This window comes from Xanthomonas sacchari, assembly GCF_040529065.1.
Lineage (GTDB): Bacteria > Pseudomonadota > Gammaproteobacteria > Xanthomonadales > Xanthomonadaceae > Xanthomonas_A > Xanthomonas_A sacchari.
Window position 1 is genome coordinate 3,005,061 of the sequence record NZ_CP132343.1, and the last position, 17,844, is coordinate 3,022,904.

13 protein-coding genes are annotated in these 17,844 nt (G+C 69.4%); 10 read left to right on the plus strand and 3 right to left on the minus strand.

The window, feature by feature from the left end; genetic code table 11:
• Position 1 precedes the first annotated feature (1 nt).
• The 5 genes from RAB71_RS12615 to RAB71_RS12635 all read left to right on the plus strand — a co-directional run bounded on the left by RAB71_RS12615 (position 2) and on the right by RAB71_RS12635 (position 7,502).
• On the plus strand, positions 2–901 hold the full coding sequence (locus tag RAB71_RS12615; protein ID WP_010344244.1) for a GNAT family N-acetyltransferase: 900 nt from the start codon (positions 2–4) through the stop codon (positions 899–901).
• A 185-nt stretch (positions 902–1,086) separates the two neighbouring features.
• On the plus strand, positions 1,087–3,912 hold the full coding sequence (locus RAB71_RS12620; protein WP_010344245.1) for a 2-oxoglutarate dehydrogenase E1 component: 2,826 nt from the start codon (positions 1,087–1,089) through the stop codon (positions 3,910–3,912).
• Positions 3,913–3,959: 47 nt separating this feature from the next.
• Positions 3,960–5,174 carry a dihydrolipoyllysine-residue succinyltransferase gene (sucB, locus tag RAB71_RS12625; protein WP_010344246.1) on the plus strand — a complete coding sequence of 405 codons (1,215 nt, stop codon included), beginning with the start codon at positions 3,960–3,962 and terminating at the stop codon, positions 5,172–5,174.
• 149 nt (positions 5,175–5,323) lie between these two features.
• Positions 5,324–6,760, plus strand: a complete 1,437-nt coding sequence (lpdA, locus tag RAB71_RS12630; protein WP_010344247.1) for a dihydrolipoyl dehydrogenase — start codon at positions 5,324–5,326, stop codon at positions 6,758–6,760.
• Positions 6,761–6,908: 148 nt separating this feature from the next.
• Positions 6,909–7,502, plus strand: coding sequence for a TIGR00730 family Rossman fold protein (locus RAB71_RS12635; protein WP_010344248.1), 594 nt, complete (start codon positions 6,909–6,911; stop codon positions 7,500–7,502).
• A gap of 335 nt (positions 7,503–7,837) precedes the next feature.
• On the opposite strand, the gene RAB71_RS12640 is transcribed toward RAB71_RS12635, so the two are convergent.
• Entirely contained in the window at positions 7,838–10,723 is a 2,886-nt protein-coding gene (locus RAB71_RS12640; protein WP_010344249.1) for an EAL domain-containing protein, read from the minus strand.
• A gap of 219 nt (positions 10,724–10,942) precedes the next feature.
• On the opposite strand from RAB71_RS12640, the gene RAB71_RS12645 reads away from it, so the two are divergent.
• The 5 genes from RAB71_RS12645 (at position 10,943) to RAB71_RS12665 (ending at position 15,377) form a co-directional block, all read left to right on the plus strand.
• Entirely contained in the window at positions 10,943–11,497 is a 555-nt protein-coding gene (locus tag RAB71_RS12645) for an RNA polymerase sigma factor (protein WP_010344250.1), read from the plus strand.
• Positions 11,494–12,633 carry a hypothetical protein gene (locus tag RAB71_RS12650; protein ID WP_041500229.1) on the plus strand — a complete coding sequence of 380 codons (1,140 nt, stop codon included), beginning with the start codon at positions 11,494–11,496 and terminating at the stop codon, positions 12,631–12,633. The genes RAB71_RS12645 and RAB71_RS12650 overlap by 4 nt, the downstream gene beginning before the upstream one ends.
• Before the next feature lie 56 nt (positions 12,634–12,689).
• Positions 12,690–13,283, plus strand: coding sequence for a YigZ family protein (locus tag RAB71_RS12655; RefSeq protein ID WP_029562284.1), 594 nt, complete (start codon positions 12,690–12,692; stop codon positions 13,281–13,283).
• The gene (locus tag RAB71_RS12660) at positions 13,280–15,046 is read left to right on the plus strand and encodes an ABC transporter transmembrane domain-containing protein (RefSeq protein ID WP_010344256.1); all 1,767 of its coding nucleotides are present in this window, start codon (positions 13,280–13,282) and stop codon (positions 15,044–15,046) included. Before RAB71_RS12655 ends, RAB71_RS12660 begins: the two co-directional genes overlap by 4 nt.
• Before the next feature lie 118 nt (positions 15,047–15,164).
• Positions 15,165–15,377 carry a hypothetical protein gene (locus tag RAB71_RS12665; RefSeq protein ID WP_010344257.1) on the plus strand — a complete coding sequence of 71 codons (213 nt, stop codon included), beginning with the start codon at positions 15,165–15,167 and terminating at the stop codon, positions 15,375–15,377.
• A 410-nt stretch (positions 15,378–15,787) separates the two neighbouring features.
• Here the strand turns inward: RAB71_RS12665 and RAB71_RS12670 are convergent, their stop codons facing one another.
• Together RAB71_RS12670 and pdxY are read right to left on the minus strand one after the other, a co-directional pair.
• On the minus strand, positions 15,788–16,900 hold the full coding sequence (locus tag RAB71_RS12670) for a prephenate dehydrogenase (protein ID WP_010344258.1): 1,113 nt from the start codon (positions 16,898–16,900) through the stop codon (positions 15,788–15,790).
• Entirely contained in the window at positions 16,897–17,817 is a 921-nt protein-coding gene (gene pdxY, locus RAB71_RS12675; RefSeq protein WP_010344259.1) for a pyridoxal kinase, read from the minus strand. The genes RAB71_RS12670 and pdxY overlap by 4 nt, the downstream gene beginning before the upstream one ends.
• Between the last annotated feature and the right edge of the window lie 27 nt (positions 17,818–17,844).

Genomic DNA, 17,844 nt, shown 5'->3' on the forward strand with positions numbered 1-17,844 from the left:
AATGCCCGGCCCCGGTTTCCGCATCGCTGCGCTGGATCCCGTCCACGACGGCGCCGAACTGCGTGCGCTGCGTGCCGCGGCCGGCACCGTCGCGGACCCGGCCGACCCCACACGTGAAGCGCAGGACGCGCTGGGCGAGCACCTGATCGCGCGCAGCGACGACGGCCAGATGGTGGGTGCGGCCCGGCTCGGCGCGGACCGGCGGATCGCCGCGCTGACCGTGTTGCCGGCCTGGCGTGGGCGCGGCGTCGGCAGCGCGCTGCTGCGCGGCCTGATCGCGCAGGCACAGCAGCGGGGCTGGCCGCAGCTGGAACTGCATGCGCCCGCCGCGACACTGGCATTCCATGCCCGCCACGGCTTCCTGCCGCCGCCAAGCGGCGTGACCGCCTCCGCGGAGGCGGTGCCGCTGCGCCGCCGCTTCGACGGCGCGGTGGCGGTGGAGGACGCGGCGATGGCGATCGCCGCCAGCATCGCGGTGCTGGCGCAGGCCCGCCGCCAGGTGCTGATCCATAGCCGCATGCTGGATCCCGGCCTGCTCGACGATGCCCGCGTGGTGGAACAGGTGCGGCGCTTCGCGGTCGCCGCGCATGCCAAGCAGGTGCGCGTGTTGCTGCACGACGCGGCCGCGCCGCATCGTGCCGGCGCCCCCTTGCTGGCCCTGGCACAGCGCTTGCCCAGCGTGTTCCAGTTCCGCGAAGTCAGCGACCCGGTGGACCGCAGCGACGCCACCGCCTATCTGGTCGACGACGGCGGCGGCTACTACTTCCGTGGACTAGGTCACCGTTACGACGGCGAGACCGACCTGCTCGGTGGCGGCCGCGCGCGCCAGTTGCGCGCCACCTTCGACCGGGTCTGGGAGCGCGCCCGGCCCTGCAGCGAACTGCGCGCACTGGGCTGGTGAGGCGGCCGCGACCACGCCGCCGCAACTGCCACGGATGAACCGGGATCGGCCTTGACCACGCCGAATGCACACCCCGGCTGGTTCATGGGGGTATAATTTTTGCGCTTGATTACGCCCGCGCGGCCCTCGCGTCCGCCGGTTCCTACCGCAAGCCACCCCAAACAAAGCGACCGCACCCCACCATCGTGGACAATCTACTCAAGCAGTTTGCGCAGTCATCGCAACTCGCCGGCGGCAATGCCGCCTATATCGAAGACCTGTACGAACAGTATCTGGTCTCTCCCGACAGCATCGATCCCAAGTGGAAAACCTACTTCGACGGCTTCCAGGGCCGCGATGCCGGTGACGTTCCCCACTCTGCGGTCATCGCCCACATCGCCAGCGCCGCGCGCCAGGCCGCCAACAGCGGCACCGGCCCGAGCGGCGACGAGCGCGAGCGCCATGTCGGCCGCCTGATCACCGCCTACCGTTCGCGCGGCCACCTCGGCGCGCGCCTGGATCCGCTGGGCCTGACCCCGCCGGTGAACCCGCCGGACCTGGGCCTGCCGTTCCACAGCCTGTCGGAAAGCGATCTGGGCAGCGAGTTCAGCACCGGCGGCCTCGGCGGCCAGCCGCGGATGAAACTGCGCGACCTGCTGGCGCGGCTGAAGGCGACCTACACCGGGTCGATCGGCAGCGAGTTCATGCACATCTCCGAGTTCGAACAGCGCCAGTGGATCTACCAGCGCCTGGAGAACGCGGGCGGCAACATCGCCGGCGACGCCGCCAGCCGCCGCCGCACCCTGGAGCGGATCACCGCCGCCGAGGGCCTGGAGCGCTACCTGCACACCAAGTACGTCGGCCAGAAGCGCTTCTCGCTGGAAGGCGGCGACTCGCTGATCCCGATGATGGACGTGCTGGTGCAGCGCGCCGGCAACGACGCGGTCAAGGACATCGTGGTCGGCATGGCCCACCGCGGCCGCCTCAACGTGCTGGTCAACACTCTGGGCAAGAACCCGCGCAAGCTGTTCGACGAGTTCGAAGGCAAGTTCGAGCACGCCCATGACGACCGCGCCCACACCGGCGACGTGAAGTACCACATGGGCTTCTCCGCCGACGTGGCGGTGGCCGACGGCAAGTCGGTGCACCTGGCGCTGGCGTTCAACCCCTCGCACCTGGAAATCGTCGACCCTGTGGTGGTCGGCAGCGTGCGGTCGCGCCAGGAGCGCTACGGCGACGCCGCGCGCAAGTCGGTGCTGCCGGTGATCATCCACGGTGACGCCGCGTTCGCCGGCCAGGGCGTGGTCATGGAGCTGTTCCAGATGTCGCAGGCGCGCGGCTTCGCGGTCGGCGGCACCGTGCACATCGTGGTCAACAACCAGATCGGCTTCACCACCAGCGCCCGCGACGACGCCCGTTCCACGCTGTACTGCACCGACGTGGCCAAGATGATCGGCGCGCCGGTGTTCCATGTGAACGGCGACGATCCGGACGCGGTGGCGTTCGTGGCCAACCTGGCCTATGACTTCCGCCAGCAGTTCAACAAGGACGTGGTCATCGACCTGGTCTGCTACCGCCGTTGGGGCCACAACGAGGCCGACGAGCCGGCGGCCACCCAGCCGGTGATGTACCAAACCATCCGCAAGCACAAGACCACCCGCGAACTGTACGCCGCCCAGTTGGAAAGCGAAGGCGTGCTGCAGGCCGGCGAGGCGCAGGCGCTGGTCGACGGCTACCGCAACAAGCTCGACTCGGGCGAGTACACCACCGAGCTGGCGACCCGCAAGCCCGACGAATTCGCCATCGACTGGTCCAAGTACCTGTCGGGCAAGCTGTCGGACAAGGTCGACACCACGGTCAAGCGCAAGACCCTGGACCAGTTGGCCAAGATCATCACCACCATCCCGGGCGGCGTCGAGCTGCACCCGCGTGTGGCCAAGATCTACGAGGACCGCGTGAAGATGGCCGCCGGCGAACTGCCGGGCGACTGGGGCTTCGCCGAGAACCTGGCCTACGCCACCCTGCTAGGCGAAGGCCACAAGCTGCGCCTGGTCGGCCAGGACGCGGGTCGCGGCACGTTCTTCCACCGCCACGCGATCCTGCACGACCAGAAGACCGACAGCTACTACCTGCCGCTGCGGCAGCTGGTGGAGAACCCGGAAGACGCCACCGTGATCGACTCGCTGCTCAGCGAAGAGGCGGTGATGGGCTTCGAGTACGGCTACTCCACCACCGATCCCAACGCGCTGTGCATCTGGGAAGCGCAGTTCGGCGACTTCGCCAACGGCGCGCAGGTGGTGATCGACCAGTTCATCGCCGCCGGCGAAGCCAAGTGGGGCCGTATCTCGGGCCTGTCGCTGTTCCTGCCGCATGGCTACGAAGGCCAGGGCCCGGAGCATAGCTCCGCGCGTCTGGAGCGCTTCCTGCAGCTGTGCGCGCTGGAGAACATGCTGGTCTGCGTGCCGACCACTCCGGCCCAGGCCTTCCACATGATCCGCCGGCAGATGCGCATGTCCACGCGCAAGCCGCTGGTGGTGATGACGCCCAAGTCGCTGCTGCGCCACAAGCTGGCGGTGTCGACCCTGGAGGAACTGGCCGACGGCGAGTTCCAGCACCTGATCCCGGACGCCAAGGCCGACCCGAAGAAGGTCAAGCGCGTCGTCGCGTGCTCGGGCAAGGTCTACTACGACCTGCTCGAGGACCAGACCAAGCGCGGCCAGGACGACGTCGCCATCCTGCGCGTGGAGCAGCTGTATCCGTTCCCGCGCGAGCTGCTGTCGGCCGAACTGAAGCGCTACGGCAATGCCACCGACCTGGTCTGGTGCCAGGAAGAGCCGCAGAACCAAGGCGCCTGGTATCAGATCAAGCACCACCTGCAGGCCTGCCTGGCCGACGGACAGAGCCTGCACTACGCCGGCCGCGCCCGTTCGCCGTCTCCCGCCGCCGGCCACTTCGCCGAGCACGTGGAAGAGCAGCTGAAGCTGGTCGCTGATGCGCTGTTGAATCCGTTCAACGACCAAGTCGCTGAATAAACACCCTTTCACACTTCAAAAAAGACACCACTAGGACGCCCCCCGCAATGGCCACCGAAGTCAAAGTTCCGGTACTGCCCGAATCCGTATCCGATGCCACCATCGCCAGCTGGCACAAGAAGGCCGGCGAGGCGGTCAAGCGCGACGAGAACCTGGTGGACCTGGAGACCGACAAGGTCGTGCTGGAAGTGCCCTCGCCCGTCGATGGCGTGCTGAAGGAGATCAAGTTCGAGACCGGCGCCACCGTGACCAGCTCGCAGATCCTGGCGATCATCGAGGAAGGCGCGGCCGCCGCTGCGGCGCCGGCCGAGGCCAAGGTCGCCGAGGCCCCGAAGGCCGAAGCGCCCAAGGCCGCCGCCGCGGAAGCGCCGAAGGCCGCCAAGGCCGACGCGCCGAAGGCCGCCGGCGATGTGTCCAGCCTGCCGCCGGGCGCGCGCTTCAGCGCCATCACCGAAGGCGTGGATCCGTCGCAGGTCGAAGGCACCGGCCGCCGCGGCGCGGTGACCAAGGAAGACATCCTCAACTACGCCAAGAACGGCGGCGCCGGCAAGGCCAGCGGTGCGCGTCCGGAAGAGCGCGTGCCGATGACCCGCGTGCGCAAGCGCATCGCCGAGCGCCTGATGCAGTCGAAGAACTCGACCGCGATGCTGACCACCTTCAACGAGGTCAACCTGGCCAAGGTCTCGGCGGCGCGCAAGGAACTGCAGGACGAGTTCCAGAAGGCCCACGGCATCAAGCTCGGCTTCATGAGCTTCTTCGTCAAGGCCGCGGCCAACGCGCTGCAGCGCTTCCCGCTGGTCAACGCCTCGATCGACGGCGACGACATCATCTACCACGGCTACAGCGACATCTCCATCGCCGTGTCGACCGACAAGGGCCTGGTCACGCCGGTGCTGCGCAACGTCGAGCGGCAGTCCTTCGCCGACATCGAGCAGGGCATCGCCGACTACGCCAAGAAGGCGCGCGACGGCAAGCTGAGCCTGGAAGAACTGCAGGGCGGCACCTTCACCGTGACCAACGGCGGCACCTTCGGCTCGCTGCTGTCGACCCCGATCATCAACCCGCCGCAGAGCGCGATCCTGGGCATGCACGCGATCAAGGAGCGTCCGATCGCCGAAAACGGCCAGGTCGTGATCGCGCCGATGATGTACCTGGCACTGTCCTACGACCACCGCATCATCGACGGCAAGGACTCGGTGCAGTTCCTGGTCGACATCAAGAACCAGCTGGAAAACCCGGGCCGGATGCTGTTCGGTCTGTAAAAGCCGGGAATCGGGAATGGAGAGTGGGGAATGGGACAAGCGCCCATTTCCCTGCCCTGTTCCCGCCTGGACCTGGATGGGAGGCGGCAGGCGCATGCGCTTTTGCGATTCCCCATTCCCTATTCCCCATTCCCGTGTGAGCGAATGAAATGAGCGAACAATACGACGTCGTCGTCATCGGAGCCGGTCCCGCCGGCTATCACGCGGCCATCCGCGCCGCCCAGTTGGGTCTGAAGACCGCGTGCATCGACGCGGCGCTGGGCAAGGACGGCAAGCCGGCGCTGGGCGGCACCTGCCTGCGCGTGGGCTGCATCCCGTCCAAGGCGCTGCTGGATTCCTCGCGCCAGTTCTGGAACATAGGCCACCTGTTCGGCGAGCACGGCATCAGCTTCAAGGATGCCAAGATCGACGTCGCGGCGATGGTCGGGCGCAAGGACAAGATCGTCAAGCAGTTCACCGGCGGCATCGCGATGCTGTTCAAGGCGAACAAGATCACTCCGTACTACGGCTTCGGCGAACTGCAGCCGGGCAACGTGGTCAAGGTCAAGCAGCACGACGGCAGCGAAGTCGAGCTGAAGGGCACCAACGTGATCCTGGCCGCGGGCTCGGATTCGATCGAACTGCCGTTTGCCAAGTTCGACGGCGAGACCATCGTCGACAACGTCGGCGCGCTGGATTTCACCGAAGTGCCCAAGCGCCTGGCGGTGATCGGCGCCGGCGTGATCGGCCTGGAACTGGGCAGCGTGTGGAAGCGCCTGGGCGCCGAGGTCACCATCCTCGAGGCGCTGCCGGACTTCCTGGCCCTGGCCGATGCCGAAGTGGCCAAGGCCGCGCTGAAGGAATTCAAGAAGCAGGGCCTGGACATCAAGCTTGGCGCCAAGGTCTCCAAGACCGAAGTCACCGGCAAGGGCAAGAAGCAGGAAGTGGTCGTCACCTACAGCGATGGCGAAGGCGAGAAGACCCTCAACGTGGACAAGCTGCTGGTGGCCGTTGGCCGCCGCGCCGCCACCAAGGGTCTGCTGGCCGACGGCACCGGCGTCAAGGTCAACGAGCGCGGCCAGATCGAGGTCGATGCGCACTGCCACACCGGCGTGGACGGCGTGTGGGCGATCGGTGACTGCGTGCGCGGGCCGATGCTGGCGCACAAGGGCTTCGAGGAAGGCATCGCGGTCGCCGAACTGATCGCCGGCCTGCCCGGCCACGTCAACTTCGACACCATCCCGTGGGTCATCTACACCGAGCCGGAAATCGCCTGGGTCGGCAAGACCGAGCAGCAGCTCAAGGCCGAGGGCGTGCCGTACAAGGCCGGCAGCTTCCCGTTCGCGGCGATCGGCCGTGCGGTGGCGATGGGCGAGCCGGCAGGCTTCGTCAAGGTCATCGCCCACGCCGAGACCGACCGCGTGCTGGGCATGCACCTGGTCGGCGTCGGCGTCTCCGAACTGGTCCACGAAGGCGTGCTGACCATGGAGTTCAACGGCTCGGCCGACGACCTGGCGCGCATCTGCCACGCCCACCCCACCCTGTCCGAAGCAATCCACGACGCGGCCATGGCGGTGAGCAAGCGGGCGATTCATAAGGCTAACTGAGGCCGAGAAACGGGAATGGAGAATCGGGAATGGGCAAAGCGCATTCCGGGCACTCCACTCCCATCGCATAGCGCCGGACCCAGGTCCGGCGTTATGCGTTTCGGCTTTTGGATTTTCCCCATTCCCCATTCCCGACTCCCCATTCCCGATGAAAAGCATCTGCGTCTACTGCGGCTCCAACGCCGGCAACAAGCCGGCCTACGTCGAGCGCGCAACCGAATTGGGCACACGCATCGCCGAGCAAGGCCTGCGCCTGGTCTATGGCGGCGGCAATGTCGGTCTGATGGGCACCGTGGCCAATGCGGTGCTCGCTGCCGGCGGCGAGGTCACCGGCGTGATTCCCAAGCAACTGGCCGACTGGGAAGTGGCGCACCGCGGCCTCACTGAACTGGAGATCGTCGGTTCGATGCACGAGCGCAAGTCGCGCATGTTCGACCTGTCCGACGCCTTCGTCGCCCTGCCCGGCGGCTTCGGCACCATGGAGGAAATCTTCGAGATGCTGACCTGGCGCCAGCTCGGCATCGGCAACAAGCCCTGCGCCTTCCTCGACGTGGAAGGGTTCTACGCGCCGCTGATCGGCATGATCGATCGCATGGTCGAAGAGCGCTTCCTGCACCCGGACCAGCGTGCCGACCTGTGGTACGGCAGCGACATCGACACGATGCTGGGCTGGATGCGGGACTACACGCCTGCGCAGGCGTCGAAGTGGATCGACGAGAAGCGACGCAACGCGTTGCGCTGAGACTCCGAGAGCGGCAATGTCATGACGCGTGGCGACGCGTCATCCATCTTGGCGCCCGATTGTTCCCGCGGCGCGGATCGACGAAAAGCGGCGCAGCGCGTTGCGCCAAAGGCATCGGATCCGCGACAAGCGTTGGGGTGGCGACCCGCCCATACCGACAGGACGTGTCCTGTAGGAGCGGCTTCAGCCGCGACGGGCGTTCTCGGTAAAGCCCATCGCGGCTGAAGCCGCTCCTACGCGAGGCGCTGCCATGGCGGCACCTCGCGCTGCGCCCAACTAGCGCATGGAGACAGCGCGCTCCGGGCGCATGGCGCCGCACTCCACGTTCGATCGCCTCAAAGCTGCTGCGGTGCGGCGGCCGGACGCCCCAGCAGATAACCCTGCCCGTAATTGCAACCCAGTTCGCGCAATGTCGCCAGTTGCTGCTCGGTCTCGATGCCCTCGCCCACCGTCTCGATCCCCAGGGTGCTGGCCAGGGCAAGGATGCCGCGCACCAGCGCGTGGCTGCCGGTGCCGCGTTCGTCCTGCAGGCCGGCGACGAAGCTCTGGTCGATCTTCAGCACCGAGATCGGGAAGCGATGCAGGTAGGACAGCGCCGAGAAGCCGGTGCCGAAGTCGTCCAGCTGCGCCAGCACGCCGCGCTCGCGCAATGCCTGCAGGATGGCCAGGGTGCGCGGGGCGTCGTCGAGCAGCGCCACCTCGGTGATCTCCACGCGCAGGCGGCGCGGGTCGGCGCCGGCGCTGTCGATCAGCCCGAACAGCCGTTCGGTGAAGTCCGGCGAGCGGAAATGCCGCGGCGAGACGTTCACCGAGACGTAGCCGCCCTCGCTCTGCGCCAGGCGCCGGATCACCTGCGCGTACAGTAGCCAGTCCACCTGCTCGATCAGGCCGCTCTCCTCGCCCAGATCGATGAACTGGCTCGGCACCAGCAGCCCACGGCTTTCGTGGCGCCAGCGCAACAGGGCCTCGTGGCCGATCACCTCGCCGTCGTGCAGGCGCACGATCGGCTGGTAGAACGGCTCGAAGTCGCGGTTGTTGATCGCACGGCGCAGGTCCGCCTCCAGATCGAGGCTGCGCAGCGCCGCCTCGCGCATGGCCTCGTCGAACACCACGCAGCGGTCCTGGGTCTGCGCCTTGGCCCGGTACATCGCCGCGTCCGCGTCGCGCAGCATCTCCTCGCCGTTGTGGTAGCGCGGATGCCAGGCCGCAATGCCCAGGCTGCCCGACGGGAACAGTTCGCGGCCGGCCACCCACATCGGCTGGCCTAGCACATGCAGCAGGCGCCGCGCCAGTTCGCGCGCACCGTCCAGGCCGTGCTCGCTCGGCGTCAGCACCGCGAACTCGTCGCCGCCCAGGCGCGCCACCACGTCCTGGCCGCGGATCGTGGAGACGATGCGCTTGGCCACCTGCACCAGCATCTCGTCGCCGGCGGCGTGGCCGATGCTGTCGTTAACCAGCTTGAACCGGTCCAAGTCCAGGAACAGGACGGCGAAGGTCTTGCCGCCGCCGCGGGCACGCGAGATCGCCTCGCTGAGCCGGTCCAGCAGATGCGAGCGGTTCGGCAACCCGGTCAGCGCATCGTGCAGCGCCTGGTGGGTCAGCCGCTGCTCGGCGCGCCAGCGCTCGGCGATCTGCGCCAGCAACTGCTCGTTGACTTCGGCCAGTTCCCGGGTGCGCTCCTCCACGCGCTGTTCCAGTTCCGCGTGGGCCAGCCGCAGCCGTTCCTGCGCGCGCTGCCGCGCCAGGCCGCTGCCGACGTTGTGCGCGACGAAGGTCAGCAGGCGCTGGTCGTGTTCGGTGAAACGTACCTTGGCGATGTAGCTCTGCACCACGATCGCGCCGATCACCTCCCCCTCGTCGAACAGCGGCACGCCCAGCCAGCTGTAGGGGCGCTGGCCGTATTCCTGCACCTCGCCCTGCGCCAGCAAGGCGTCGATGTCGGGAAGCTCCAGCAGTTGCGGGCGCCGCACCCGCATCACGTATTCGGTCAGTCCGCGGCCGCGGCGCCGCTGCGGCCGGTACGGGGTGAACTCGTCCACCGAGTACACGAATTCCAGCATGGTGTCGTCGTCGGACAGCAGGGCGATGTACAGATTGCGCGCGTCGATCAGCCCGCCGACGATGGCGTGCACCTCGGTGTAGAACTGCTGCAGGCTCTCCGAGCGGATCGCCAGCTCGGCGATGCGGAACAGCGCCAGTTGCAGGGTCTCGGCGCGCTTGCGCTCCTGGATCTCCTCCTGCAGGTCGTGGTTGGCACGCTGCAGTTCCTGGGTGCGCAGGTGCACGCGCCGCTCCAGCTGCACCTGCGCATGCCGCCGGTCCATCGCGGTCTGCACGTGCTGCGCCACGTAGGCCAGCAAGGCGCGGTCGGCATCGGTGTAGCGCAACGCGTAGTCGTAGTTCTGCACCACGATGGCCCCGCACACGCGGCCCTCGCGCAACATCGGCACGCCCAGCCAGTCGCGGCTGTCCGGGCCGTGTTCGGCGTTGTAGCCCACCTGCAGGCGTTCGCGCACCTGTTCCGACGGCCCACGCACCGCACGGCCGTGGCGCAGCAGCCCCACGGTGAGGCTGTTCGGCATGTCGCGCAGCAGGTAGGTCTTCTCCGGATCGGCGACGAAGTCGTCGTGACGGTCGGAGAAGTACAGGAAGCGCATGCTCTGCTGGTCTTCGTCGTATTCGACGATGTAGCAGTTCTCCGCGTACATCAGCGATTCCAGCACCGCATGCACGCGCTGCAGCATCTGGCCCATTTCCAGATCGGCACCGGCCAGGTCGGCGATCTCGTACAGCGCCTGCTGCAGCTGCTTGGATTTTTCCAGGCCCGCGATGCGCGCGCGCATGCGCTCGGTGTCGAGCAGGTTGAGACCGAACGCGACCGCGGCCTCGCACCAGGCCGCGCGATACGCCGCATCGAGCGGCTGCTTCGCCTGCGCACCGATGACCACGCAGGCCCCCTCGGCGGTGCGGTGCACGTGCAGCACCGTCGGTGTCGTCGACGGCGGCAACTCGGTGGCGGCCAGCGTCTGCGCGACCAGCGCCTGCAGCCACTCCGGCGCGTCCGCGCTGGCGCCGTGGAGGCGCCCGACCACGCCGTCGCCGCAGCCGATCACCACGGCGCTGCCGGGCGGCAGCAGCCCGCACAAGGCCTGCGCCGTGCGGGCGGGCGCATGGCCGCCGGATGCGTCTTCGCGGGCGGTGGCGGACGAATTGAACAGCATCGACAACGATTCTCCTGCAGGGCCCCCCGGAACCGCTCCACGCTCGCCCTTCATCATCAGCATACCTGTTGCATGGACCGATCGACGGCCGATCGACCCCGACGCGATGAGATAGGCGTTTGTCTACACATGTTGTCAGAATTTCCGCCCTCGCCACCCTCTCCCGGCACCTTGCCTCCCGACTATGCGGCGGCCCGGCGAACGCTTAGGCTTGCCGCCGTGGACGCCCCGGTCGAAGCGAGCGACGAAGCCCTGATGCTGGCCTACGCGGCCGGCGACGCGCGCGCGTTCGAGACCCTGTACCTGCGCCACCGTGGCCGCCTGTACCAGTACCTGCTGCGACAACTGCGCGACCGTGCGCTGGCCGAAGAGCTGTTCCAGGACGTGTGGCAGCGGGTGATCGCCGCACGCCTGGAGTGGCAGCCGCAGGCCGCGTTCACCACCTGGCTGCTGCGCATCGCCCACAATCGGCTCGGCGACCACTGGCGCGCGGCCAAGCATCGCCCGCCGGCACCAGCCGACGCCGACCTGCGCACCGCACGCGTGCAGGACCCCGACACGCCGGAGCGGCAACTGTCCGCCTTCGAGCAGCGGCGCCAGCTGCAACTGGCGCTGGATGCGCTTCCCGAGGAGCAACGCGACGTGCTGCTGCTGCGCCTGGAGCAGGAATTGAGCCTGGACGAGATCGGGCAGATCACCGGCGTCGGCCGCGAGACGGTCAAGTCGCGGCTGCGCTATGCGATGGACAAACTGCGCGCGAGGTTGGGCGGATGAGCGCCGACGAACCGCTGACGCCGGAAGAGCGCGCGCTGGCCGAACGCCTGCGCCTGGGCCGGCAGGCATTGCCGCCGCCGGCGCTGGATGCGGCGATCCTGGCTGCCGCGCGTGCGGCAGTCGCACCGGGGGCCGCCGAGGTCCCGGAGTACCCCAGCAGCGCCGCGGAGCGCGCGCGGGCGCAGGCCGCCGCGGCGATGCCCACGTCCGCGCCCGCCTCCATCGCGACCGCCGACCCGGCCGAGCCAGATCCGGCGCCTGCATCGCGTGCCGCCCCGCCGGCGTCGCGTGCACGCTGGCCGACCTGGCTTGGCCTGGCCGCCTCGCTGGTGCTGGTGGCCGGCATCGCCTGGCGCGCACGTCCACCGACGCCCTCCACGCCCACGCCGGCGGCAGCACCTGCCCCGACCCCGGCGGCGACTTCCGCCGCCGACGCCCCCGCCACACCCGTCGCCTCCCCGGCACCGCCCTCCACGGAGCCGGCACCGGCGACCGCTGCGCCGGCAGCCGCTGAGACAGCGGCACCCGCCCCTGCGGCCTCCGCGCGCATCGCGACGGAGACAGCCGACGCGCCGCTGTCCGAGCGTGCGCAGGCGCCGATGCACAAGCCAGCGCCCACGCGCAGCATGCCTCCTCCCGCGCCAGCGGTCATGGTGGCGCCCGCCGCTCCACCGGCTCCGGCCCCGCCACCGCAGGCTTTTGCGGCCGACAGCAATGCGTCCGCCGCCGAGCAGCAAGCTGCGCCGACCGGAATGCCGCTGCGTGCACCAACGCGCGCGGAAACGGCGCAGGACGCCTTGGCGCGCAATGCGCCCGCCGACACCGCCACCCCGTCCAGGCTGGCGACCTCCGCGCGCGCGAAGGCCGCTGCGAACGAGACGTCGGACACCCTCTCGCTGCGCCCTTCGACATCCGCTGCGGCCCCCGCCGCGGCATTGCCGGAATCCGACAGCAACGCCCTGGCGGCCGCGCTGGAGGCCGATGCGCAGCTATCGCCGCGCCGCTGGCTGCAGCGGATCCGTGAGCGCCGCGACCAAGGCGAACTCGACACCGCACGCGCCAGCCTGCTGCGCTTCCAGCGTGCGCATCCGCAGCGATCGATCCCGCAAGATCTGCGCCCGCTGCTGCCGGACTGAGCTGGGCCGCGACCGCCACGGCGGGCCGAGGCCGCACCTCGTCTACAATGCCGCCGATGCCCGACACGCTCCCGCACCCCGTCAGCCACAGCGTGGAGATCAAGCACAGCCGCTTCATTGCCCACGCCGCGCCGATCGCCGACGCCGGCGCGGCGCTGGCGTTCGTGCAGCAGGTGATGGTGGCCGACGCCACCCACAATTGCTGGGCCTACCGCCATGGCGACGAATACCGCTCCAGCGACGACGGCGAGCCCGCCGGCACTGCCGGCCGGCCGATCCTGGCGGCGATCGACGGCCAGGGCTTCGACCGCGTGGTGGTGGTGGTCACGCGCTGGTACGGCGGCATCAAGCTCGGCGCCGGCGGCCTGGTCCGCGCCTATGGCGGCAGCGCGGCCGAATGCCTGCGTCTGGCACCGCGGCAACCATTGCTGGCCTTGAGCCTGCTGACCCTGCACTGCGGCTTCGACGACCTGGGCGCGGTGTATGCCGCGCTGAGCGCCTGCGCCGCAGAAAAACTCGATGAACGCTTCGATGCCGGCGGCGCCGAACTGCGCCTGCGCCTGCCCCGCGATCGCGTCGACGCCTTGAAAACCCGCCTGCGCGACGCCACTCGCAATCGGGTCCGCTGTTCGGAACCCGCCCCCGCATGAACACCCCCTCGGCCGACCAGGCCAAGTCGCTGCGCAGACTCGGCAGCCTGCGCACCCTGTGGCCGTTCGTGCGTCGCCGGCGCGGGCTGCTGATCGCCTGGCTGGTGGCGCTGGCGATCTCCTCCAGTGCCACGCTGAGCCTGCCGGTCGCGGTCCGGCAGATGATCGACCACGGCTTCGAGGACGTCGGCCTCATCAACCAGTCGTTCGCCCTGTTGTTCGCGGTCGCGGTGGTGCTGGCGGTGGCCACCGCCACGCGCTTCTACTTCGTGTCGCTGCTCGGCGAGAAGGTGGTCGCCGACCTGCGCGAACGTCTGTACACGCATCTGATCGGCCTGCATGCCGGTTTCCACGACCGCAACCGCAGCGGCGAACTGGTCTCGCGCCTGTCGGCCGACAGCGAACTGCTGCGCGGGGTCATCGGCAGCACCATGTCGGTGGCGCTGCGCAGCACGGTGACCGCGGTCGGCAGCGTGGTGATGCTGTGCGTGACCAGCCCGCACCTGGCCGCCTACACCCTGCTCGGCATTCCGGTGGCGGTGCTGCCGATCGTGCTCGGTGCGCGGCGCCTGCAAAAGATCTCGCGCGCCAGCCAGGACCGCGTCGCCGACGCCAACACCCTGGCCGCCGAGACCCTGGGCGCGGTGCGCACGGTGCAGGCGTACGCGCGCGAAGGCTACGAACGCGGCCGCTTCGGCGAGGCGCTGGCGCAGACCGTGGCGGTGGCGCGGCGCCGGGTCCGCGCGCAGGCGCTGATCACGGCCGCGGCCATCGTGTTGGTCTTCGGCGCCATCGTGCTGGTGCTGTGGTTGGGCGCGCACGAGGTCGCCGCCCACGAACTCAGTGCGGGCGCGCTCGGCCAGTTTTTGCTGTACGCGATGTTCGGCGGCGGTTCGGTGGCCTCGCTGGCCGAAGTCTGGAACGACCTGCAGCGCGCGGCCGGCGGCATGGGCCGCATCGCCGAACTGTTCCAGGAACGTCCCGAGATCGTCGCCCCGGCCCAACCGCGCGCGCTGCCGCAGCCGCTGCGCGGCGAGGTGCGCTTCGACAACGTCAGCTTCCGCTATCCGCAGCGCCCCGATCAGCCGGCGCTGGACGGCTTCGACCTGCACGTGCGGCCCGGCGAGAGCGTGGCCCTGGTCGGCCCCTCCGGCGCCGGCAAGAGTACGGTGCTGGCACTGTTGATGCGCTTCCACGATCCGCAATCGGGCAGCGTGCAGGTGGACGGCCTGGACCTGCGCACGCTGGACCCGTCGCAACTGCGCGCGGCGATCGGACTGGTGCCGCAGCACCCGACCCTGTTCGCCGCCAGCGCCGCCGACAACATCCGCTACGGCCGGCTCGAGGCCAGCGAGGCCGAGGTCGAGGCCGCCGCGCGCGCGGCCGAAGCCGACGCGTTTCTGCGGCGATTGCCCGACGGCTATGCCAGCGAACTGGGCGAACGCGGCGCGCGCCTGTCCGGCGGCCAGCAACAGCGCATCGCCATCGCCCGCGCCCTGCTCAAGGACGCGCCGGTCCTGCTGCTGGACGAGGCCACCAGCGCCCTGGACGCGCAGAGCGAACACGCCGTGCAGCAGGCGCTGGAGCGGCTGATGGCCGGGCGTACCACCCTGGTGATCGCGCATCGCCTGGCCACCGTGCTGAAGGCCGACCGCATCGTGGTGATGGACCATGGCCGCATCGTCGCCCAGGGCACCCATGCGGAGCTGCTGGCGCAGGACGGGCTGTACGCCGAACTCGCTCGCCTGCAATTCATCGACTGAGCACGCCGAGCTAACGACAGCGGGACTACGGTCGGACCGCGTCTGCGCTGCGGCCGCGCGCCCGCGGCCGCCGCTCCGGCGTCCCGCATTCGATGCAGCGTTCGACAGGAGGCTTCCGATGTCCTTTCGCCAATTGCCCGCCCTCGGTCCCGACGGCGAGGCCTATCTGATCACCGAGTTCCAGGACGATGCGCCGCGCCAGCAGCAGGCGCAGCACGACCCGCACGCCGACAGCGGACTGCGCTACGAACTGGCCGACGGCCGCAAGCTGATCCGCCGCGGCCAGCAGTTCGTCACCACCGGCGGCGAGTTGACCCTGACCGCGGTCTAGCGTCGCCACCCCAGTGTGCCGCCGTACCGTGTCATCGCCAATGGCGTTCGCGGTGCTGGCGGCAAGCTGGTGAATTTTTCGCCACCCGGCTTGACAGGCTTGCCCCGCAAGGCGCGCCGACAGTTATCCACATGTTTGCGCAGTGGCCATCCACATGCGCTGTGGATGAATTGCGGCAGGCGTTGGTGGTTCCCGTGCACGCGTCTGGCGAGTTGCACGGTCGCGGCTGAAGCCGCTCCTACGACGGGTGTTGCGTGCTTTCGTAGGAGCGGCTTCAGCCGCGACGAGCGAAGCGGCGCGCGTTCCGATGGCGCACCGCGTCGGGACTGAAGTCCATCCCACAATGCCCCAGCCCACTCGCCGCAAGTTCCTGTAGGAGCGGCTTCAGCCGCGACGGCGTGCGATGCAATTCACCCCGCCAGCACCCGCCCGATCCCACTGGCATCGATCTCCGCCGCCGCGCCGCGCACCGCCCTCGCATCGCTGGCCGGGTCGAAGCCGAGCCGGAAATGCAATTCGCCCGCCTGCGTGCGCGAGGAATGGATCGAAGCGAGATTCACCCCATGGCGCTCGAACACGTGCAACAGCGCGCGCAGCGAGCCGGCGCGGTCCTCCGGCAGGTAGACGCTGAGCGTGGACTGCTCGGTCAGATCGGCCAGCAGATAACCGATGCGCTCGTAGCTGTAGTTGCCCTGGGCGATCGCCGCCTCGCCCAAGGCCTGCCGGTTGGCGTCGAGGAACTCGGCGCGGAACTGCGCGCGCGCAGCATCGTCGCCGCGACCGACCTGGTCGCGCAGCCGCGACAGCTGCGCGATCAGCCCGTCCAGCACATCGCCCACATGCGGATTGCCGAACTGGATGTCTTCGTAGATGGCCGGATTCAGGGCCAGGATGCGCGCGATGATCGCGGTATCCAGTTCGAACGAGGCCGAGCGGTACGGCAGCAGGGCCTGCAACGGCCCCAGCGCCGGCGCATGTTCGCGCAGCACGCCGGCCTGGGCCAGGTGCGTGGCGTGGACCATGGCCTGCACCAGCGCCATCACCTGGTCGTGGTGCGCGGGCGTGGTGTGGACGCACTCGCCTTCCAGCGCGGCGCACATGGTGTGCAGCCAGGGCTGCCACTTCGCCACACGCGCCTCGCACACCACCAGCACGCGGCCCTTGAGCGTGGGCGACTTGGGCGGCGCGGTCATCGGATGCAGCCCGGCCACTTCCGCCCGCGAGGCCAGCATCGCCGCCACCGGCGCGGCCTTGACCGAGGTGACGTCCAGCCAGAGCTGGTCGCGCTCGCGGCCGCCGGCGCGCCGCACGTACTCGCCGATCAACGCCGGCGTGTGCCGGATCGGCGCGGAGAAGATCAGCACCTGCGCCTGCTGCAGCAGCGCCTCCGGCGCCAGCGACTGCGGGTCGGCCGGATCGTGGCCGATCACCTGCAACTGCATGCGCTCGCGGAAGAAGCGGCTCAGCCAGCGACCATAGGCGCCGGCACTGCCGACGATGCCGACGACCGGGCGCAGGCTCACGCCAGGCGCTCGGCGACGAAGCGCAGCGGCGTGGCCAGCGCAGCCGGCGCCGCCGCCAGCACGTCCAGTTCTTCCACGTCCGCGGCCAGGGTCGCCTCCAGCGCCGCGTGCACGCCGGCGATGGCGCGGCCGATCGCCGCCTCGAAGCTGTCGCCGCGCAGCAGGAAGGCCACCAGCAGCGCCATCAGCACATCGCCGGTGCCGGCGACATCCACCGGCAGCAATGGCGAGCACCAGCGGTAGACCGCCTCGCGGCTCACCGCCAGCGTCACCAGTTGCCCGGCATCGCCGCCGACGCTGTGCGCAAGCACCCATTCCGGACCGCGCCCCAGCAACACGCGTGCTGCGGCGATCGCGTCGTCCTGCACCAGTGCCGGCATGCCGGTCAGGCGACCGAGCTCGAACGCATTCGGCGTCACCAGCCACGCGTGCGGCAACAGGCGCTCGGCGAAGATCGCCTCCAGGCCCGGCTCCACGTACGGGCCGGTGTGCGTATCGCCGATCACCGGATCCAGGCAGTAGCGCAGCGTCGGGCACTGCGGCAGCGTGGCGTCGAGCCAGTCGGCGAAGGCGGCGCCATTGCCGACGCTGCCGAAATAGCCGGACACCAACATGCGCGCACGCTGCGGCAGGCCACGTTCACTGGCGCCGAGCAGCAGATCGGCGAACCAGTCCGACGGCAGCACCTTGCCGCGCAGCGTGGCATAGAACGGCGCATTGCTCAGCAAGGTGGTCGGGATCTCGGCCACGCGCAGGCCCAGCGCGCGCAACGGCGGCACCGCCGCACTGTTGCCGGCGTGGCCATAGACGAGTTGCGACTGCACGGAAATGACGTCGACCGGCACCGGTCCGTCGGGCCGCTGGCGGCGGCCATGGATGAGATGACTTTCGGTGGCGTTGTCGGCGGAAGCGTTCATCGCCGTAGTGTAGCGCCGGCGCAAGGG

Excerpts from the sequence above, each read along its gene's own strand:
- RAB71_RS12615 (WP_010344244.1), top strand. The coding sequence starts at position 2 with ATGCCCGGCCCCGGTTTCCGCATCGCTGCGCTGGATCCCGTCCACGAC.
- sucB (WP_010344246.1), top strand. The coding sequence starts at position 3,960 with ATGGCCACCGAAGTCAAAGTTCCGGTACTGCCCGAATCCGTATCCGAT.
- lpdA (WP_010344247.1), top strand. The coding sequence starts at position 5,324 with ATGAGCGAACAATACGACGTCGTCGTCATCGGAGCCGGTCCCGCCGGC.
- RAB71_RS12635 (WP_010344248.1), top strand. The coding sequence starts at position 6,909 with ATGAAAAGCATCTGCGTCTACTGCGGCTCCAACGCCGGCAACAAGCCG.
- RAB71_RS12640 (WP_010344249.1), bottom strand. The coding sequence starts at position 10,723 with ATGCTGTTCAATTCGTCCGCCACCGCCCGCGAAGACGCATCCGGCGGC.
- RAB71_RS12650 (WP_041500229.1), top strand. The coding sequence starts at position 11,494 with ATGAGCGCCGACGAACCGCTGACGCCGGAAGAGCGCGCGCTGGCCGAA.
- RAB71_RS12655 (WP_029562284.1), top strand. The coding sequence starts at position 12,690 with ATGCCCGACACGCTCCCGCACCCCGTCAGCCACAGCGTGGAGATCAAG.
- RAB71_RS12660 (WP_010344256.1), top strand. The coding sequence starts at position 13,280 with ATGAACACCCCCTCGGCCGACCAGGCCAAGTCGCTGCGCAGACTCGGC.
- RAB71_RS12665 (WP_010344257.1), top strand. The coding sequence starts at position 15,165 with ATGTCCTTTCGCCAATTGCCCGCCCTCGGTCCCGACGGCGAGGCCTAT.
- pdxY (WP_010344259.1), bottom strand. The coding sequence starts at position 17,817 with ATGAACGCTTCCGCCGACAACGCCACCGAAAGTCATCTCATCCATGGC.